We start from the raw sequence: 18,067 nt of genomic DNA on the forward strand, positions 1-18,067 counted from the left end.
GGGTGAAACCTCGACTCAAATCGGCTAGAACAGATCCATGAACAGGCCCTTTTTCAGCGAGACCCAGACCAACCTTGCCGAATTGTCGGTGTCGGAACTCTCCGGCTCGATCAAACGGACGGTCGAGACCGCTTTCGATCATGTGCGGGTGCGCGGCGAAATCTCCGGCTATCGCGGCCCGCATTCCTCCGGTCATGCCTATTTCGCGCTGAAGGACGACAAGGCGCGCATCGATGCGGTGATCTGGAAAGGCTCCTTCTCCAAGCTGAAATTCCGTCCGGAAGAGGGCATGGAGGTGATTGCCACCGGCAAGGTCACCACCTTCCCCGGCTCCTCCAAATACCAGATCGTCATCGAGACGCTGGAACCGGCGGGTGCCGGGGCGCTGATGGCGCTGATCGAGGAGCGCAAGAAGAAGCTTGCCGCCGAAGGCCTGTTCGATCCGGCCCGCAAACGGCCGCTCCCCTTCCTGCCGACGGTGATCGGTGTTGTCACCTCTCCGACCGGCGCCGTCATCCGCGATATCCTGCACCGCATTTCCGATCGTTTTCCGGTGCATGTCATCGTCTGGCCGGTCAAGGTGCAGGGCGAAGGCTCCGGCGACGAGGTGGCCAATGCCATCCGCGGCTTCAATTTTCTTGATCCGCTGGGGCCTGTGCGGCGGCCGGACGTTCTGATCGTGGCACGTGGCGGCGGCAGCCTGGAGGACCTCTGGAGTTTCAACGACGAGGCCGTGGTGCGCGCGGCGGCCGACAGCGCCATCCCGCTGATTTCCGCCGTTGGCCACGAAACGGACTGGACGCTGATCGACCATGCTGCGGACGTGCGGGCGCCGACGCCGACAGGGGCTGCGGAAATGGCCGTGCCGGTGAAGGCGGAACTCGAAGCACAACTCGCGAACCTGTCGGCTCGGCTGCGGGGCGCCTCCAGCCGCCAGATGGACAATCGCCGCCAGGCGCTGCGTTCGCTGATGCGGGCGCTTCCCTCGCTCGACCAGTTGCTCGCCCTTCCCCGCCGGCGTTTCGACGAGGCCGCCGCCGGTCTCGGACGCGGGCTGGAGCGTACGGCGATTGCCAAACGTCGCCAATTCGAACGGGCAACCGCCGGCCTGAGGCTCGACCTTCTCTCAAACCGCATCGCGGAACGCCGCCGCCATATCGGCGAACAGGTGCTGCGCCAGGATCGCTGCCTGGAGCGGCAGTTGCTCGGCGCCCGCAGCCGCATCCAGCGCGCCGAGGCGCAACTGTCAGGATTGCCGCAGCGCCTCACCGGCCAGATCGCCCGGGAGCGGCAACATACGGCAGCGCTGGCGCGGCAGGCGGAAACGGCGATCCGTCACGCCATGGCGCGCCACCGGGCAACGCTTGTGGCACAGGACCGGGTGCTGCAGTCGCTGTCTTACAAGAACGTGCTGAAGCGCGGTTTCGCCGTCATCCGCGGCGAGGACGATACTCCTCTCACACGCGCCGCGGCGGTTGCCAGCGGGCAGACCCTTTCCATCGAGTTTGCCGATGGGCGCGTGGCGGCCACCGCCGGTGACGGTATCGAACCGCCGGCCTCGCCCGGGCCCACGGCTCCGCCCGCTCCCCGCAAACGCGCGCCCAAGCCAGCAACTCTGGACAAGAAGCCGGAACAGGGGACCTTGTTCTGAACCATGGCCCTGCGGTTTCTCGTCGTTCTCGCACATCCGCTGCCGGAGAGTTTTGCCGCTTCGGTGGCCAATGCCGTCGTCGAAACCCTGCGGCAGAACGGCCATGCCGTGGACCTGCTCGACCTTTACGGCGAGGATTTCGACCCCAGGCTGTCCGTCCGTGAGCGCCGGACCTATTTCGACACGCCGTCCGATACGAGCGCTGTTGATCCGGTCATTGCCCGGCTGCAGGCCGCTGACGGGCTGATCCTCGTCTTTCCGCAGTGGTGGTTCAACTTTCCGGCCATCCTCAAGGGTTTCTTCGACCGCATCTTCGCACCCGGCGTCGCCTTCCATCACGACCAAGCGGGTGGACGCATCCGCCCTGCGCTCGGCAATATCAAGCATCTTTATGCCTTCACCACCACCGGTTCGCCCTGGTGGGTGGTGAAACTCTATATGGGCGACCCGGTCCGGCGCCTGCTGAAACGCGGCATCGCCGCCTTCTGCGCACAGCACCTCGATTTCAGGATGCTGGCCCTGCACGACATGGACCGCGTCACCCAACGGACGCTCGCGACGCATCTGCAGCGGGTCCGCCGCATGGTGGAGCGGCTCTGATGTCCTCCTTCCGCGTGTCGCAGGCCTGGCAGGCGAGCTATGCCGATCCGATCACCGTGCGCGAAGGCGACGTGCTGACCCTGACCGGCCGGACGGATCTCTGGGAGGGCCATCTCTGGCTCTGGGCCCGCAATCCGACGGGCCAGGAAGGCTGGATACCGGACCGCCTGGTGGCGCAGGACGGCGAAACTGCCCGGGCCGCTTTCGATTATTCGGCGCAGGAACTGACCTGCGAGGCCGGTGCGATTGTCTCCGGCACATGGCATCTTAATGGCTGGATCTGGTGCCGGCGGGCCGACGGCGCCGAGGGCTGGGTACCGGAAAAGCACCTCGCCCCCTGCTGAGCCGATCCTCGATCCGCTCCAACATGGCCGTCCAATCGTCAGCACGCGTCGTCCACCTGATGGCCGAAAACGTCCGCTCTTCGTCCGAAACCCTGCTTTTGCGGCTGGCCTAGAAGCCTAGACTGCGGCTATCCTAACCAACACGGAGAGCCGAAAATGTCCGACACCGCCCTCATCGTCATCGACGTGCAGGAGTCCTTTCGCCATCGCCCCTATTGGGACGAAGCCGATCTTTCCCGTTATCTGGAGCGCCAGCAGGCGCTGATCGATGGTGCCGCCATACGCAACCTGCCGATCCTCCAGGTCTTCCACGTGGAAGATACCGGCCCCTTCTCCAAGGAGAGCGGCCATGTGCGCACCTTCGAGGGCCTCAGCATCGCCCCCACCCGGATCTTCGAGAAGCGCCGCCATTCCGCCCTTGTCGGCTCCGGCCTCGATGTCTGGCTGACGACACACGGCATCCGCAACCTGATCATCTCCGGCATCCGCACCGAACAGTGCTGCGAAACCACCACCCGCCACGCTTCCGATCTCGGCTTCAAGGTCACCTATGTCGCCGAGGCGACGCTGACCTTTCCGATGACAGACGCGGACGGCATCACCCGCTCGCCGGCAGAGATCCGCCGCCACACGGCCATGGTTCTGAAGGATCGGTTCGCCCGCATCGCCTCCGTCGAAGACGCGCTTGGCGAGACAAGGCTTGCCGCATGAGCACGCCCGGCACCACCGTCCCGGTCCTCATGGTGGTGCCGCCGCATGCGCTGCTGCTCGATATCGCAGGGCCGATGGAGGTCCTGCGCTACGCCAACCAGCATCAGGATGCGCTCCGCTTCGACTATTCCTATGTCTCCGCTGAACCGCAGCAGGTGACCTCCATCGGCCTGTCGCTGACCGGCCTTCAACCGCTGCCGGAGGCCTTGCCGGAGAACGCGCTCCTCGTCGTCTCCGGCGCCACGACGCTGGTGCCGCACCCGGCGGAGACCGCCATCGAGCGCGCCCGTCTTGCCCGCTGGATGCGCCAGGTGGTGCGGCCGGACACGCGCATCGTCAGCATCTGCTCCGGCGCGCTTCTGGTGGCGGAAGCCGGGCTGCTGGAAGGCCGCGCCTGCACCACGCATGCCGATTGCATCGCCGATCTGCGCCGCCTCGCGCCCACCGCGACCGTGCTCGAAAACCGGCTTTATGTCGAAGACGGGTCGGTGTTTTCCAGCGCCGGCATTTCCACCGGCATCGACCTCATGCTGCACATCGTCGCCCAGATGACCTCCGCCCCGGTCGCGCTCGCCGCGGCACGCAAAATGGTGATCTATCTGAGGCGGAGCGGCAGCGATCCGCAGATTTCGCCCTGGCTCTCCGGCCGCAACCACGTGCATCCGGCCATCCACGCCGTGCAGGATGCGATCATGGCCGACCCCGCCGCCGACTGGTCGGTGGCGCGGCTCGCGAACATCGGCCATCTCAGCGAACGGCATTTGTCGCGCCTGTTTCGCGAACACACCGGTCTCTCGATCATCGATTACGTCAACCTGATGCGGGTCACGCTGGCGCGCGACATCATCAGCCAGTCGATGCTCGATCTCGAAAATGTCGCCGCCCGCACCGGCTTTGCCTCGGCGCGCCACCTGCGCCGCATCTGGCGCCAGCATTACGACCAGCCGCCCAGCCTTATCCGGGCAAATCAGGTGCGCGCAAGCGTCATGCGTTTATCCACCTGATCCTCCCATCACGCGAATTGAATGGTGCATTGCTGGCCGGAGGGTTAGGCTCGCCCCATATCCTCTTATCTGTCTGCCCCATCACGAGGTCTTCATCATGCATTTGCGCCCGCTTGGCCGCACCGGCCTGTCCATCGCTCCTGTCGTTTTCGGCGGCAATGTCTTCGGCTGGACGGCCGACGAGAAAACCTCGTTTGCCCTGCTCGACCGCTTTTTCGAGGCAGGCTTCAACTGCATCGATACGGCGGACGTCTATTCCGCCTGGGTGGACGGGCACGAGGGCGGCGAAAGCGAACAAGTCATCGGCCGCTGGCTGAAGCGCGGTACGGTTTCGCGTGACAAGGCGGTGATCGTCACCAAGGTCGGGTTCGATAATCGCGGAGAAAAGACCGGCCTCTCCAAGGGCTGGATCGAACAGGCGATCGATGCCTCCCTGAGACGCCTCGGCACGGATTACGTCGATCTCTACCTCGCCCACAAGCCGGATGCGGATGTCGCCATCGAAGAGACGCTCGAAGCCTTCGACAAGCTGAAGAGAGCCGGCAAGGTGCGCGCCATCGGCTGCTCCAACTATGATGCCGGCCAGCTCCAGGCCTCGCTCGATGCCGCCGCCAAGTCCGGCCTGCCGCGCTATGACGTGCTGCAGCCGGAATACAATCTCTACACCCGCGAAAAATTCGAAGGCCCGCTCGCGGATCTCTGCATCGCGCAGGAAATCGGCGTGATCAGCTATTACGCGCTCGCCGCCGGCTTCCTCACCGGCAAGTACCGCAAGGCGGCGGATACGCAAGGGGTCGCCCGCTCTTACCGCGTCGGTGCCTATCTGGACGACAAGGGCCACCGGGTGCTCGCCGCGCTCGATGCGGTGGCCGAAGAAACCGGCCAAAGCCTTGCCGCGATTGCGATCGCCTGGGTTGCCGCCCGTCCCGGCATCACCGCGCCAATCGCCTCCGCCACCTCGCTGTCGCAGCTCGACGCGATGATTGCCGCGGGCACACTGACATTGACCGACGCGCAGATGCAGCGCCTGAACGAGGCAGGCGCATGAGCGGCGATCTGATCATTCGCGACGCCGAGGCCGGCGACGAAGCCGCCTGGCGACAGCTCTGGGCCAGTTACCTCGCCTTCTACAAGGTCACGCTGGCCGATGATGTGACCGACTATACCTGGGCCCGTATTCTCGATCCCGCCTCGCGCGTGGCCATGCGGGTTGCGGAGGTGGATGGTCGGCTGGCCGGTTTTGCCATCCACCATTTTCACGATTCCACCTGGGTCAAGACGCCGGATTGCTATCTGGAGGACCTCTTCCTCGACGCGGCGTTTCGCGGCAAAGGCATCGGCCGTGCCCTGATGGAGGATCTCGTGGCGCTCTCCCGCAAAAACGGCTGGTCGCGCCTTTACTGGCATACGGACGAAGGCAACACGACGGCACGCAAACTCTATGATTACTTCGTGCCCTCCGACGGCCACGTGCGCTACCGCATCAAATTTTGAGAGGATGCACTCCATGAAAACCCGACATCTCGGTTCGCTCACCACCTCGGCGCTCGGCCTCGGCTGCATGGGCATGACGCATGCCTACAGCCCTTCGACGGACGAGACGTCCGCGCTTGCCACGCTCGCCCGCGCGGTGGAGCTTGGCGTGACCCTCTTCGATACGGCCGAAGTCTACGGTCCCTTCACCAATGAGGAACTGGTCGGCAAGGGCCTCAAACCCTATCGCGACCAGGTGCTGATCGCGACCAAGTTCGGCTTTACCATCGGCGACGAGGCCAAGGCCGCCCGCCCCTCCGGCACCGACAGCCGGCCCGAACATCTGCGCGCCGTGGCGGAAGCCTCGCTGAAGCGGCTGGGCGTCGAGGTGATCGATCTCTTCTACCAGCACCGCGTCGATCCGGACGTGCCGATCGAAGAGACGGTCGGCGCCATGGCCGATCTCGTGAAGGCGGGCAAGGTGCGGGCGCTTGGGCTCTCCGAAGCCAGTGCCGCAACGCTGCGCCGGGCGCATGCCGTGCATCCGATCGCCGCAATCCAGAGCGAATATTCGCTGTGGACCCGTGACCCGGAAGAAAACGGCGTTCTGTCCACCTGCCGCGAACTCGGCATCGGCTTCGTTCCCTTTTCGCCGCTCGGGCGCGGGGCGCTCACCGGCGCGCTGAAGAGCCTCGACGGCCTTGCCGATAACGATTTCCGCCGCGGCCTTCCCCGCTTCCAGGGCGAGAATTTCGACGCCAACCTGGCGCTGGTGCAGCTCCTCGAACAGATGGCCGAACAGAAGGGCGTTACTGCCGGCCAGCTGGCGCTCGCCTGGGTGCTGGCGCAGGGCGATTTCATCGTGCCGATCCCCGGCACCACGAAGATCGCCAACCTGGAAAAGAACGTCGCCGCGGCCGCGATCACCCTCACCCCCGAAGAGGTGAAGGACCTGGGCGACCTTCTTTCGCCCGCCAAGGTCAAGGGCGAACGCTATCCTGAAAGCATGGCGAAGATGGCGAACAAGTGAGGTGATGAGGGGGCGTCCGGTCTTTAGCGACCGACACATTGCCCCGCTATGCGCGCAAACGCTCATGCGCGATGGCGGCACCGTCTCTTATGGCGCCACCAGCCCTCCAAGCCGTCATCCTCGGGCCTGACCCGAGGATCCACAACGCTTGCTCATCGCCCGCCACCCCCCTCTGCCCTGCCGGGCATCTCCCCCACAAGGGGGGAGATCGCATCGTGGCATCGCTTTCCCATGCCATGTAACTGCAATCGAGGACACCACTTCCACTTCACGGTCGATCGAGCGACCAACCGTTCTGCCGATCTCCCCGCGTTTGGTGGGGTGAGGAGGGGTTCGCGAAGCGAAGCAATCGATCCAGTGAATCGATTGCAGGGACGAACGCCGGCAGGACAGAGGGGGGTATGGTGCCGGTACACCAACATATGTTGTCATCAAGCACCAAAAGACCCCTCCCCACACTCCCCACAAGGGGGAGGGCTTAACCCGGCCGACCCGCCGTAGCCAATCGAAGCACCGGCGGGCGCCGCCTGCGGTCTCCCCCCTTGTGGGGGAGATGGCGGCAGCCAGAGGGGGCGTTTTGCCAAAGCGCCGATTTTGTTAACCCACCGTTCCAAAACATCTTTTCGCAGATCCTCGGATCACATCCAAGCGCAAATACAAAAAAATCGCCCCCGCAATTTCCCCACCCCCAAACCTCATGCCTACAATTCCCTCGTCCCGCAGCGGATACACCGGCAGGCGTGCCGGCGATGCGGGGCCGGTTCGGGTCACGAGGACAAGACGCAAAGCCTCATGACCTGAGTCCGCCAACAGGGTCCCCCTCCGGCGACCGGGTGGAGGCAGTGCGCGTCGGACGTCAGCGCAGTGTCTCCAGAGTTCCCAGCGCAGCGCGCCGGACGTGCCTCATGTGGCACACAAGGGGGTGGAGGTCGAAGGGCGCATCGCCCGTTGTCCGCCCGCGCCGTCTGATGAGGACGCACGCCGGGAACGGCGATGGCAAACGTCACCCGCCCATCCATCCAGTCAGAGGGACCAAACCGGCGGATAAAAATGCCGAACGGGGTGCTGAGAGGTGCCACATTATTACTAGCTTACGAGGCAGCTGTCAGCGCCCCGGCCGAATGAACCATCTCCGAAGGGAGATGCGGAAACGAAGGACGATCACAGCACGGGCCGAACCGGCCGCGTGAACGCATTTGTATTCCGTCATCGCGCAAGTCACCAACTATTCATGCCCACTTAAGCATATGTTTATTTTCGCGCCTTTTAATGATTGCTTATTTCACGGGGATAATCTGCATGAAAATCATACTCGGTACAATCTCCGGCAAGCTTCTGCTTGTGACAGGCACGGCCATTGCCATCGTCGTTTCGGCCTATACCGGCTTTACCGGCTGGGAAGCCAAGAAGAGAACCGAAGCCGAGGTCTTGACGCTGGCGACGGAGAAAGCCGCTATGGTCTCGCAACGTGTTACCACGCAGATCACGGAGGCTGTCTCTGCCGGCACGACACTCGCAGCCAGTATTTCCGGTTACATCGAAAAAGGCAGCCGTCAGCGCAGCGATGTGATCGCTCTGACAGAAGCGATCGGCCCTCAGTACAAGAACCTGTTCGGTGCCTGGATGTGTGAAATTCCAGGCGCGCAGTCCGGCAAACCGCTGACGGGGACAGAGGGATTGAATGCTTCCGGCGTGTTTACCGCGTATTGGACAAAGGATGAGAGCGGTGCAATGGGCTTCTCCACCTGGGAGATCAAGCCAGAGGACGAGTACTTTGCCGGCCCCGTAAAATCCGGCGCAAGCCTCGTGACGGAACCGTATCTCGCGTCAATCGGTGCGCTCATCACTTCCGTTTCCGTGCCTGTGAAGGTGGACGGCAAGCTCGTCGGTCTGGCAGGTGTTGATATCAAACTCGACAACCTCGTCAATTCGCTGGCAGCCCTCAAACCCTTTGAAGGTGGTAATTCGATGCTGCTGGCCAACAATGGCAAGTGGTTGGCCCATCCCGACAAGGACCAATTGATGAAGGTTTATGCCGATCCGGGCGCTACCGAAGTCAAGGCCGCGCTGATTGACGGCAAGATGCGTGTGATCCGCGGCTTTGAAGATGGTCGCGTCCGGCTTGTCTATCCCTTGACCACCTCCGGCATGAATACGACCTGGGCCGCGGTCCTCGATGTTCCGGCTCAGGTCTTCTCCGCCCCCGTGTTTGAGGCTGTCCGCAATGCTGTGATCAGCGGCGTCATCATTCTCGTCGTAGCCCTCGGTATCGTCTATGCCGCGTCGGTCGCCCTTGTCCGGCGACCGTTGAACGGCGTGCTGTCAGTCGTTGGCCGCTTGACGCAGGGGGACTATGAGACGCCGGTCGAGTACGTCAAGCGCACCGATGAGACGGGCATGCTGGCGCGTGCCCTGGAACAGTTCCGCCACGACCTGAAGAATGGCGTGACCGCGCGCCGGGAGCAGGAAAAGCTTGAACGGGCTATGCAGAGCGAACGCGAACAACAGATGGCGATCGACAATGCCAAGGCCGAGGACCTCCGTCACTTCGTGCATCAAGTCCAGACGGGTTTCACCGCCCTGGCTCGTGGCGATCTGACGGTGCGCATGAACGAGGCGGTTGCGCCCGAATTCGAAGGCATTCGCGAGAATTTCAACAGTTCCGTTGCCTCGCTCGAACAGGCCGTCGGCGGCGTTATCGTAACGGTTGCCACTATCCGCTCCGGCCTCGGCGAAATCTCGGTCGCCTCCAACGATCTTGCGCGCCGCACCGAACAACAGGCGGCCTCGCTCGAGGAGACCATCGCTGCGCTGGCCGAGGTCTCTCGCGGCGTCAACTCCACGGCGGATGGCGCTTCCAAGGCGCAGGCGATCGTCGGCACAGCAAGGTCGAATGCGGAGAAGGGCGGCGATATCGTGTCGCGTGCCATCGATGCCATGTCCGCGATCCAGGGATCGTCCGAAAAGATCGGCAACATTATCGGCGTGATCGATGAGATTGCCTTCCAGACCAATCTCCTGGCCCTGAATGCGGGCGTCGAGGCGGCACGTGCCGGTGAAGCCGGCAAGGGCTTTGCCGTGGTTGCCCAGGAGGTCCGGGAACTCGCACAACGCTCGGCCACCGCCGCCCGCGAGATCAAGGAACTCATTTCCACCTCCAGCGCCCAGGTGCAGTCCGGCGTCGATCTTGTTAAGGCATCCGGCGGGTCTCTCGCAGAGATCGTCGCGCAGGTCGTCTCCATGAGCGACACCATGGACCAGATCGCGCACGCCGCGCGCGAACAGGCCGCCAGCCTGCGGGAGGTGACGGCCGCCGGCGACAACATGGACAAGGTCACGCAGCAGAATGCAGCCATGGTCGAGGAAACCACCGCCGCCGCCCAGAACCTGTCGCACGAGACCGACAATCTTGCCACCATGGTCCAGCGCTTCCGAACCAGCGTCACCTCGGGACAGGGCGCCGCCGCACGTTACGCTCTCGCCTCCTGACCGCCGATAGGCAGAAAAAAAGCCGCCGGTGCAGAGGCGCCGGCGGCTTATTCATGGGATTGATTTTTGCTTGGCGTCAGGCGCGCAAGGTTCCGCCGGTCGTCTTTTCGACATTGCCGACGATCTTCTTCGTCAGCGCGTCGAAATCCTCGTCGGTCAGCGTCTTGTCGGTCGGCTGGATCAGCACCTCAATGGCAATCGACTTCTTGCCCTCGCCGAGCGAGGCGCCCTCGAAGACGTCGAAAACGTTGACACCGGTGATCAGCTTGCGGTCGGCACTCGTTGCCGCCTTGATGATCGAACCGGCATCGACGGCCTTTTCCACCACGAAGGCGAAATCGCGCTTCACCATCTGGAACGGCGAGAGCTCCAGCGCCGGCTTGGTGCGCGTCGCCTTCTTCTTCGGCTCCGGCATGGCATCGAGATAGACCTCGAAGCCGCAGAGCGCTCCGGAGACATCGAGTGCCGAGAGCGTGTTCGGATGGAACTCGCCGAAATGGCCGAGCACCACCTTCGGCCCCATCTTGATCGTGCCGCAGCGGCCCGGGTGATACCAGGCGGGACCGCCCTGCTCCACCTGCACATTGCCCATCGGCAGGCCACAGGCCTCGATCACCGCCAGCGCATCGGCTTTCGCATCATAGACGTCGACCGGCTTGCCGCCGCCCTTGGCCGCATTCGACCAGGACCGGCCGGCACCGGCGAGCGTTGCCGTGCCACGGCGGATGCCGCCGGCGACGCGGCGCTGCTTGTCCGGCGTGTCACCCTCATAGGTGCCGGAGACTTCGAAGATCGCCACATCGCCATAGCCCTTGTCGGCATTGCGCTGGGCAGCGGTCAACAGCCCCGGCAGCAGCGACGGGCGCATGTCGGACATATCGGCGGCAATCGGGTTTGCCAGCTTCAGCGAAGGCTGTCCGCCGCCGAAGAGCTTTGCCTGATCTTCGGGAATGAAGGACCAGGTGACAGCCTCCAGCATGCCGCGGCTTGCGAGCGCCCGCTTGGCGGTGCGCGTGCGGATCTGCAGCGTCGTCAGGATGCGGGCATTCACCGTCTCCTTGGCGGGAAGCGGTTCCGGCTTGATGTTGTCGACGCCGTGGATACGCATGATCTCTTCGACGAGATCGGCCTTGCCTTCGACGTCCGGACGCCAGGAGGGTACCGCGACCTGCACCTGGGTATCGTCACCGGACAGGATCTCGAAGCCGAGACCGGTCAGGATCTGCCGGCTTTCCTCGACCGACACCGTGAGGCCCGTCAGGCGCTTGACTTCGGAGAAGGGGAAATCGACCACCTTGCGGTCATGGCCCTTGTAGCCGGCGACCTTGGCCTTGGCGGGCGTTCCGCCGCAGAGTTCAACGACCAGTTCCGTCGTGCGCTCCAGGCCCGGCATCATGTATTCCGGATCGACGCCACGCTCGAACCGGTAGCGCGCATCGGTGATGATGCCGAGGCTACGGCCGGATTTCGCGATGTTGATCGGGTCCCAGAGCGCCGATTCGATCAGCACGTCCACGGTGTTCTCGTCGCAGCCGGAATGTTCGCCGCCCATGATGCCGCCGATCGATTCGACGCCATTGTCGTCGGCGATGACCACGGTGTTCGGGGTCAGCTTGTAGGTGCGGGTGTCGAGCGCCAGGATCTCCTCGCCGTCCCCGGCCCGGCGAACCGTAAGATTGCCTTTCACCTTCGCCGCGTCGAAGACATGCATCGGCCGGCCCTGGTCGAAGGTCATGTAATTGGTGATATCGACCAGCGCGTTGATCGGGCGAAGGCCGATCGCCTTCAGGCGCGTCTGCATCCAGGCCGGGCTCGGGCCGTTTTTCACGCCGCGCACGAGGCGCAGCGCAAAACCGGGGCAGAGGCGCTCGTCGTCGAGATCGATTGTGACATCGACCGGCGTTTCGCCCTCGATCGGCAGAGCGGGCACCTTCGGTGCCTTCAGTGTCCCGAGGCCGGAGGCGGCGAGATCGCGGGCAATGCCGTAAACGCTGGTGCAATCCGGGCGGTTCGGCGTCAGGTTGATCTCAATCATCGGATCGTCGAGGCCGGCATAGGCGGCAAAGGCGGTGCCGACCGGCGCATCGACCGGCAGATCGATGATGCCGTCATGATTGTCGGAGATGTTGAGTTCCTTCTCCGAACACATCATGCCGTGGCTTTCGACACCACGGATATTGCCGACGGACAGCGTCACGTCGATGCCGGGAACATAGGTGCCAGGCCGCGCCAGCGCGCCGACAAGGCCCGCCCGCGCATTCGGCGCGCCGCAGACGACCTGCACCGGTTTACCATCACCCGTATCGACCATCAGCACCTTCAGCCGGTCGGCGGAGGGATGCTTTTCCGCGGAAAGGACCTTGGCGATGACAAACGGCTTGTAGGCCGCCCGGTCATCGACATCCTCGACTTCGAGGCCGATCGCGGTGAGGCGCTCGCAGACCTGCTCGAGGTTTGCGTCCGTATCCAGATGTTCCTTCAGCCAGGAGAGCGTGAATTTCATAGGTAGTTTCCACCATTACCAAAGCGCAATCCGCGGTGAGCGCCTGTGCTATTTAAAACGTGAACGGCAACATCTCTCGAAGTTTGCCGGAAGTGATCTTTGTTTTCTCAAAGCAGTCGCGACGCATCGCCATCTCGAGCTTGGAGTATTTTTCGGCTCTGGCATCAGAACCTGGATCGGCTGACAGGCGATACAGAGCCGTGAATTCCGCACATGCCAAAAGGACTTCGTCGGACGCAATCAAGTGCAACTCCGCCAACTTCTTCTGATAACACTGGACCTCTTCCTTACCGTTTGCAGAGTGAGAAACGTCCGCAATGGCCAACACATAATCCCTGTAGACTGAGCGACGGATCTCAATCAGCGCATGTTTTCGATCGACCCGCTTGTTCCAAGCATAGGTGCAAATCGCTGCAAGCGCAGTTACTATCGAAACAAGAACAGGAACCCAGTTGAGCAAAGACATGAAAGGGTCCTAGGCCGCCTTTTCCGGCGCCTTCGCACCCGGGGCCTTCCAGCCGGCCAGCATTCCACGAATGGACAGATCCTCATCGACATCAGGCCAGTGAACACCGGCCAGCATGAGATGGACATTGTTGCGCTGTGCCGGCGTTGCGTTCAGGAGGCGAGGATACCACCACAGAGGCGTGGAAACCTGTCGCCCATCGGCGAGACGCACATGCAACGTGTGCAGGTCGCACCAAGCCTCGGTCGGTCGCTCCGCCTCGATATAGGAATCATGCGAAATATTCATTCCATGCCTCCAGCATCTGCTGCCTGTGTTCCTCGACCACTTCCAATATACGGGCAAGGTCCCTCTGGCTAAAGCCCCCTGCTTCCGCAACCTTTAGATCCGTCAGCCAGACTTTCGCTTCACCTCCCTGTCCATCGACATGAATATGAGGCGGCTCATATCGGTCAGCGGAGTAGAAATGGAAGCGGAACCCATATTTTCGAAGGACAGTCGGCATCGGATCAATCCTTGGCTCGACCTGGGCCATCCTTCACATAGTTCTCGAGCACCTCATTGATCCGGCTTTGCCAGCCCGGCCCCGTGTTTCGAAAATGCTCGACCACAGTCTTGTTAAGACGAAGCCCGACGCGTTCCTTGACCGGCGCCTTCTGCGGACCGCGCTCGCCGCGCTGCCTGAAAAAACCGGCGAGTTCCGGAAACTCCGACACCGGACGCGCCTGCGTCATGGTGTCGTCCGTCAGTTCCGCGCTGTCTTCGCCATGAGCGATTTCATACTCCTCGAGCGTCACTCGTCCCGCGTCAACATCCGCCAGACTTGGGAGAGCATGTCCTTGCTCTTTCGTAGACTTTGCGTTCGCGGTCATTGATCTTCCTCATCGAAATGATGCGCATTTTGCCATGTCTCGGAGTCCAGCAGATCCGACAAAGGACACCGTCCAGGGAGCCGGTCATGTTATAGCGAATTTCGCCGTAGTCGCGGCGGGTATCAAGATCGATCACGACACTCGCCGGATCGAGATACACGACATCGGCAAAATCCAGCCCACGCTCCCGAAGGGTCGCCTGCCGCTTCTCCTCATCCCACTCCAGGTCCATAGCTTACCACGCACATTTGTTTGTGGCCACAAATAAATCAGCTACTCAAACCGCCGAACAAAGTCGGCATGTCGAGCGGGCGGAAGCCGTAGTGGCTCATCCAGCGCACATCGGCGTTGAAGAAGTCGCGCAGGTCCGGCATGCCGTATTTCAGCATGGCGATGCGGTCGAGGCCCATGCCCCAGGCAAAGCCCTGGTACTCGTCGGGATCGAGGCCGCCGGCGCGCAGCACGTTCGGGTGCACCATGCCGCAGCCGAGGATTTCCATCCAGTCGGTGCCTTCGCCGAACTTGACGATCGGGCCGGAGGAGCGGTCACACTGGATATCCACCTCGAAGCTCGGCTCGGTGAAGGGGAAGAAGGAGGGGCGGAACCGCATGGTGACGCTGTCGACCTCGAAGAAGGCCTTGCAGAACTCCTCCAGGATCCAGCGCATGTTGCCGACATGGCTCTTCTTGTCGACGACGAGGCCTTCCACCTGGTGGAACATCGGCGAATGGGTGGCGTCGGAATCCTGGCGGTAGGTCTTGCCGGGAAGGATGATGCGGATCGGCGGCTTCTGCGCTTCCATGGTGCGGATCTGCACCGGCGAGGTATGCGTGCGCAACACCTTGCGCTCACCCTTCTCGTCCGGCTGGAAGAAGAAGGTGTCGTGCATTTCGCGGGCCGGATGGCCTTCCGGGAAATTGAGGGCCGTGAAGTTGTAGTAGTCGGTCTCGATATCCGGACCTTCGGCGATGGAAAAACCCATGTCGGCGAAGATCGCGGTGATCTCGTCAACGATCTGGCTGATCGGATGGATGCGGCCACGCTCGGCGGGCGAGGAGCGGACCGGCAGCGTCACATCAAGCGTTTCGGCGGCGAGCCGCGCATTGATCGCGGCGTCCCGCAGAACCGTCTTGCGGGCGTTGAGCGCCTCCGTCACCTCGGTCTTCAGGGCGTTGATCGCCGCACCGCGGGTCTGCCGCTCCTCCGGGCTCATGGCACCCAGCGTCTTCAGGAGGTCCGAGACAGATCCCTTCTTGCCAAGCGCTGCGACGCGCACGGCTTCGAGGGCCGCTTCTTCGCCAGCAGCCGCAATTTCCGTCAGAAGCGAGGTTTTCAGGTTTTCCAGATCGGACATGGTGTCTTCCGTGTGATGCTCGGCAAAAGTTCGGGTGCGGGACCCTGACGTGCGATCGTGACAATCCAATGAAAAACCCGCGCCAGCCCAAACCAGCGCGGGTTTCCCAAATCTACGAAGCTTTTTAAGCCTGGGAAGCGCTGGTTAACGAACCGCGCTTTCAAACTCGTTGGTCGTGCCGGCGTCCTTGAGGTACTCGAGTGCCTTCTTGGAAGCTTCGACGAGCGCACCGAATGCGGCCGGCTCATGGATGGCCATGTCGGACAGAACCTTGCGGTCCACTTCGATGCCAGCCTTGTTCAGGCCGTCGATGAAACGGCCGTAGGTCAGGCCGAATTCGCGAACAGCAGCGTTGATACGCTGAATCCACAGAGCGCGGAAGTTGCGCTTGTTGACCTTACGGTCGCGCGTGGCAAACTGACGCGAACGGTCCACAGCCGCCTTTGCGGCGCGGATGGTGTTCTTGCGGCGGCCGTAGAAACCCTTGGCGGCCTTGAGGGTCTTGGTGTGCTTGGCGCGGGAAGTTACGCCACGTTTTACGCGTGCCATGTCATGATCTCCTTAACGTGTTCCGGTAGCGAATGGGTCTCAGAGACCGTTCGGCAGGTAGTTCTTGATAACCTTCTTGCCATCGGGTTCGGCAAGGATCATCGTGCCGCGAGCATCGCGGATGAACTTGTTGGAACGCTTGATCATGCCGTGACGCTTGCCGGCGGCGGCTGCAACGACCTTACCGGTCGCGGTAACCTTGAACCGCTTCTTGGCGGACGACTTCGTCTTCATCTTGGGCATTTTGCTACTCCATAATTCTTGTATCGGATCCGGCTGATGAGGCCAGTTCCAAGCTATTCAAAAACGGCCACGGCATGCCCTGCCGGACCGTTCGGACGCGCGCTTATAGCGGCACATACCGCAAAGCGCAATGGGGGTGGTGCGGATTGCGATGAGATGACCGGTGGCGGCGATGGCCGGCAACCGGAGCTGGCCTCAGCGAGGGGCCAGCACCATCATCATCTGACGACCTTCGAGCTTCGGTTCGGCTTCCACCTTGGCAATCGCCGCGGTGTCTTCCTTCACCTGAAGCAGAAGCTTCATGCCGAGTTCCTGGTGCGCCATTTCGCGGCCACGGAAACGCAGCGTCACACGAACCTTGTCGCCATCCTCGAAGAACCGAATGATGGCCTTCATCTTCACCTCATAATCATGGGTGTCGATGTTCGGGCGCATCTTGATTTCTTTGATTTCGACGATCTTCTGCTTCTTGCGCGCTTCGGCCGCCTTCTTCTGGTTGGCGTATTTCAGCTTGCCGAGATCGAGGATCTTGCAGACCGGCGGGTCGTTGTTGGGAGAAATCTCGACCAGATCGAGCCCCGCCTCTTCCGCCATCTTGAGCGCCTGATCTGTCGGCACGATGCCGAGGTTTTCACCCTCTGCGTTGATCAGCTGAACGCGGGGGATGCGGATTTCCCGGTTTGAGCGCGGCCCGTCCTTGACTGGAGCGTCGGCTTTGAAAGGTCTGCGAATGGTCGTATTCTCCTAGAATTATCCCTGGATCGCAACGGCGATCATCTGCGCCCAGCGCAATAGCGGGCAATGTCGTCAACGCTGCGGCGAAGTCAATAGCATAGTTCGTGCAGGAAATCACCTGCTGCCGGGTTTTTGCGAATCTGTTTTATAGAGTGCCTCGATACAGATGGAGGCAGACATGAATTCAACGCAATCGACGCCCGCACTTCGGACCCTCTCCGTCGGCCAGGCGGGCGATGAACGCGCGATCGCCGTGCTGCACCGCGAGGCAACCGATGGCGGCAACACCCAGCTCGTCTGGCTCGGCGGCTACCGCTCCGACATGACGGGAACGAAGGCGGCCGAAACGGACAGGCTGGCGGCAGAGCTCGGCCTTGCCTGCCTGCGCTTCGACTATTCGGGTCACGGCCAATCCGGCGGCGCCTTCCGGGACGGCACGATCTCGCGCTGGGTGGAGGAATCGCTCGCCGTCATCGACGCCCATCCGGCCGAACGGCTGGTCCTGATCGGCTCGTCGATGGGGGGCTGGATCGCGCTTCGGGTCCTGCAGGAGATCCGCAAACGCGGCAGCGGTCCGAAGATCGCCGGCATGGTGCTGATCGCGCCGGCGCCGGACTTCACCAGCGCGCTTATCGAGCCGGCGCTCACGGAAAACGAACGCCGGCAGCTTTCCCAGCGCGGGTTTTTCGAAGAAGTCTCCGAATACAGCCCGGAGCCGAACATCTTCACGCAGGCCCTGCTGGAGGACGGACGCCTCAACCGCGTGATGACCGGCCTCATCGAAACCAGGTGCCCCGTGCACATCCTGCAGGGCATGCGGGATGAAGATGTTCCCTACCGGCACGCCATGACGCTGCTGGAGCACCTGCCGGCGGACGATGTGGTGCTGACGCTCATTCGTGACGGCGACCACCGCCTGTCGCGGCCCCAGGACATCGACAAGCTGCAGGCGGCGATCCGGGCAATGGTCTGATCGGCCACACCGTTAGCTGCTGCTAAAATGCAGCAGTCTTAACCATAAATTGCGAGAACAGCCGTTAAG

General features: G+C 62.5%; 20 protein-coding genes. 10 read left to right on the forward strand and 10 right to left on the reverse strand.

The window, feature by feature from the left end; translation table 11 throughout:
• Positions 1-37: 37 nt before the first annotated feature.
• From xseA to G6N78_RS04425, 9 genes are all read left to right on the forward strand, one after another.
• Positions 38-1,651: an exodeoxyribonuclease VII large subunit gene (gene xseA / locus G6N78_RS04385; protein WP_165216054.1), complete on the forward strand. Its 1,614-nt coding sequence runs from the start codon at positions 38-40 to the stop codon at positions 1,649-1,651.
• A 9-nt stretch (positions 1,652-1,660) separates the two neighbouring features.
• Entirely contained in the window at positions 1,661-2,251 is a 591-nt protein-coding gene (locus G6N78_RS04390) for an NAD(P)H-dependent oxidoreductase (protein WP_165221271.1), read from the forward strand.
• Entirely contained in the window at positions 2,251-2,595 is a 345-nt protein-coding gene (locus G6N78_RS04395) for an SH3 domain-containing protein (RefSeq protein ID WP_165216056.1), read from the forward strand. Before G6N78_RS04390 ends, G6N78_RS04395 begins: the two co-directional genes overlap by 1 nt.
• 156 nt (positions 2,596-2,751) lie before the next feature.
• Positions 2,752-3,306: an isochorismatase family protein gene (locus G6N78_RS04400; RefSeq protein WP_165216057.1), complete on the forward strand. Its 555-nt coding sequence runs from the start codon at positions 2,752-2,754 to the stop codon at positions 3,304-3,306.
• Positions 3,303-4,310 (forward strand): GlxA family transcriptional regulator, encoded by a 1,008-nt coding sequence (locus G6N78_RS04405; protein ID WP_165216059.1) that lies wholly within the window; start codon positions 3,303-3,305, stop codon positions 4,308-4,310. Before G6N78_RS04400 ends, G6N78_RS04405 begins: the two co-directional genes overlap by 4 nt.
• A gap of 97 nt (positions 4,311-4,407) precedes the next feature.
• A complete protein-coding gene (locus G6N78_RS04410) occupies positions 4,408-5,358 on the forward strand; it encodes an aldo/keto reductase (RefSeq protein WP_165216060.1) in 951 nt (316 codons plus the stop codon).
• Positions 5,355-5,804 (forward strand): GNAT family N-acetyltransferase, encoded by a 450-nt coding sequence (locus G6N78_RS04415; RefSeq protein WP_165216062.1) that lies wholly within the window; start codon positions 5,355-5,357, stop codon positions 5,802-5,804. The genes G6N78_RS04410 and G6N78_RS04415 overlap by 4 nt, the downstream gene beginning before the upstream one ends.
• A 13-nt stretch (positions 5,805-5,817) precedes the next feature.
• The gene (locus G6N78_RS04420; protein WP_165216063.1) at positions 5,818-6,813 is read left to right on the forward strand and encodes an aldo/keto reductase; all 996 of its coding nucleotides are present in this window, start codon (positions 5,818-5,820) and stop codon (positions 6,811-6,813) included.
• Positions 6,814-8,112: 1,299 nt separating this feature from the next.
• Positions 8,113-10,302, forward strand: coding sequence for a methyl-accepting chemotaxis protein (locus G6N78_RS04425; RefSeq protein WP_234905877.1), 2,190 nt, complete (start codon positions 8,113-8,115; stop codon positions 10,300-10,302).
• 76 nt (positions 10,303-10,378) lie between these two features.
• Here G6N78_RS04425 and pheT read toward each other — a convergent pair whose 3' ends face one another.
• The 10 genes from pheT to infC form a co-directional block, all read right to left on the reverse strand.
• Positions 10,379-12,805, reverse strand: coding sequence for a phenylalanine--tRNA ligase subunit beta (pheT, locus tag G6N78_RS04430; protein WP_165216064.1), 2,427 nt, complete (start codon positions 12,803-12,805; stop codon positions 10,379-10,381).
• A gap of 52 nt (positions 12,806-12,857) precedes the next feature.
• A complete protein-coding gene (locus G6N78_RS04435) occupies positions 12,858-13,271 on the reverse strand; it encodes a hypothetical protein (protein WP_165216066.1) in 414 nt (137 codons plus the stop codon).
• A gap of 9 nt (positions 13,272-13,280) precedes the next feature.
• Positions 13,281-13,559, reverse strand: coding sequence for a DUF2442 domain-containing protein (locus G6N78_RS04440; protein WP_165216067.1), 279 nt, complete (start codon positions 13,557-13,559; stop codon positions 13,281-13,283).
• A complete protein-coding gene (locus tag G6N78_RS04445) occupies positions 13,543-13,776 on the reverse strand; it encodes a DUF4160 domain-containing protein (RefSeq protein ID WP_165216069.1) in 234 nt (77 codons plus the stop codon). The genes G6N78_RS04440 and G6N78_RS04445 overlap by 17 nt, the downstream gene beginning before the upstream one ends.
• 4 nt (positions 13,777-13,780) lie before the next feature.
• Positions 13,781-14,143, reverse strand: a complete 363-nt coding sequence (locus G6N78_RS04450; RefSeq protein WP_165216070.1) for a BrnA antitoxin family protein — start codon at positions 14,141-14,143, stop codon at positions 13,781-13,783.
• A complete protein-coding gene (locus G6N78_RS26020) occupies positions 14,079-14,375 on the reverse strand; it encodes a BrnT family toxin (RefSeq protein WP_165216072.1) in 297 nt (98 codons plus the stop codon). The genes G6N78_RS04450 and G6N78_RS26020 overlap by 65 nt, the downstream gene beginning before the upstream one ends.
• 37 nt (positions 14,376-14,412) lie before the next feature.
• Positions 14,413-15,498, reverse strand: a complete 1,086-nt coding sequence (gene pheS / locus G6N78_RS04460) for a phenylalanine--tRNA ligase subunit alpha (protein WP_165216073.1) — start codon at positions 15,496-15,498, stop codon at positions 14,413-14,415.
• 144 nt (positions 15,499-15,642) lie between these two features.
• A complete protein-coding gene (gene rplT, locus G6N78_RS04465) occupies positions 15,643-16,047 on the reverse strand; it encodes a 50S ribosomal protein L20 (RefSeq protein ID WP_165216075.1) in 405 nt (134 codons plus the stop codon).
• A gap of 39 nt (positions 16,048-16,086) precedes the next feature.
• On the reverse strand, positions 16,087-16,290 hold the full coding sequence (rpmI, locus tag G6N78_RS04470; RefSeq protein ID WP_165216076.1) for a 50S ribosomal protein L35: 204 nt from the start codon (positions 16,288-16,290) through the stop codon (positions 16,087-16,089).
• 195 nt (positions 16,291-16,485) lie between these two features.
• Positions 16,486-17,022, reverse strand: coding sequence for a translation initiation factor IF-3 (gene infC, locus G6N78_RS04475; protein WP_165221277.1), 537 nt, complete (start codon positions 17,020-17,022; stop codon positions 16,486-16,488).
• Positions 17,023-17,203: 181 nt separating this feature from the next.
• Between infC and G6N78_RS04480 the strand changes: the two genes are divergently transcribed.
• On the forward strand, positions 17,204-17,998 hold the full coding sequence (locus G6N78_RS04480; RefSeq protein WP_165216078.1) for an alpha/beta hydrolase: 795 nt from the start codon (positions 17,204-17,206) through the stop codon (positions 17,996-17,998).
• Positions 17,999-18,067: the final 69 nt, after the last annotated feature.

The organism is Allorhizobium pseudoryzae (genome assembly GCF_011046245.1).
Classification (GTDB): Bacteria; Pseudomonadota; Alphaproteobacteria; order Rhizobiales; family Rhizobiaceae; genus Neorhizobium; species Neorhizobium pseudoryzae.

What these genes read in the sequence shown, in the direction of transcription:
- xseA (WP_165216054.1), top strand. Translation starts at nt 38, where the DNA reads ATGAACAGGCCCTTTTTCAGCGAGACCCAGACCAACCTTGCCGAATTG.
- G6N78_RS04395 (WP_165216056.1), top strand. Translation starts at nt 2,251, where the DNA reads ATGTCCTCCTTCCGCGTGTCGCAGGCCTGGCAGGCGAGCTATGCCGAT.
- G6N78_RS04400 (WP_165216057.1), top strand. Translation starts at nt 2,752, where the DNA reads ATGTCCGACACCGCCCTCATCGTCATCGACGTGCAGGAGTCCTTTCGC.
- G6N78_RS04405 (WP_165216059.1), top strand. Translation starts at nt 3,303, where the DNA reads ATGAGCACGCCCGGCACCACCGTCCCGGTCCTCATGGTGGTGCCGCCG.
- G6N78_RS04410 (WP_165216060.1), top strand. Translation starts at nt 4,408, where the DNA reads ATGCATTTGCGCCCGCTTGGCCGCACCGGCCTGTCCATCGCTCCTGTC.
- G6N78_RS04415 (WP_165216062.1), top strand. Translation starts at nt 5,355, where the DNA reads ATGAGCGGCGATCTGATCATTCGCGACGCCGAGGCCGGCGACGAAGCC.
- G6N78_RS04420 (WP_165216063.1), top strand. Translation starts at nt 5,818, where the DNA reads ATGAAAACCCGACATCTCGGTTCGCTCACCACCTCGGCGCTCGGCCTC.
- G6N78_RS04425 (WP_234905877.1), top strand. Translation starts at nt 8,113, where the DNA reads ATGAAAATCATACTCGGTACAATCTCCGGCAAGCTTCTGCTTGTGACA.
- pheT (WP_165216064.1), bottom strand. Translation starts at nt 12,805, where the DNA reads ATGAAATTCACGCTCTCCTGGCTGAAGGAACATCTGGATACGGACGCA.
- G6N78_RS04435 (WP_165216066.1), bottom strand. Translation starts at nt 13,271, where the DNA reads ATGTCTTTGCTCAACTGGGTTCCTGTTCTTGTTTCGATAGTAACTGCG.
- G6N78_RS04440 (WP_165216067.1), bottom strand. Translation starts at nt 13,559, where the DNA reads ATGAATATTTCGCATGATTCCTATATCGAGGCGGAGCGACCGACCGAG.
- G6N78_RS04445 (WP_165216069.1), bottom strand. Translation starts at nt 13,776, where the DNA reads ATGCCGACTGTCCTTCGAAAATATGGGTTCCGCTTCCATTTCTACTCC.
- G6N78_RS04450 (WP_165216070.1), bottom strand. Translation starts at nt 14,143, where the DNA reads ATGACCGCGAACGCAAAGTCTACGAAAGAGCAAGGACATGCTCTCCCA.
- G6N78_RS26020 (WP_165216072.1), bottom strand. Translation starts at nt 14,375, where the DNA reads ATGGACCTGGAGTGGGATGAGGAGAAGCGGCAGGCGACCCTTCGGGAG.
- pheS (WP_165216073.1), bottom strand. Translation starts at nt 15,498, where the DNA reads ATGTCCGATCTGGAAAACCTGAAAACCTCGCTTCTGACGGAAATTGCG.
- rplT (WP_165216075.1), bottom strand. Translation starts at nt 16,047, where the DNA reads ATGGCACGCGTAAAACGTGGCGTAACTTCCCGCGCCAAGCACACCAAG.
- rpmI (WP_165216076.1), bottom strand. Translation starts at nt 16,290, where the DNA reads ATGCCCAAGATGAAGACGAAGTCGTCCGCCAAGAAGCGGTTCAAGGTT.
- G6N78_RS04480 (WP_165216078.1), top strand. Translation starts at nt 17,204, where the DNA reads ATGAATTCAACGCAATCGACGCCCGCACTTCGGACCCTCTCCGTCGGC.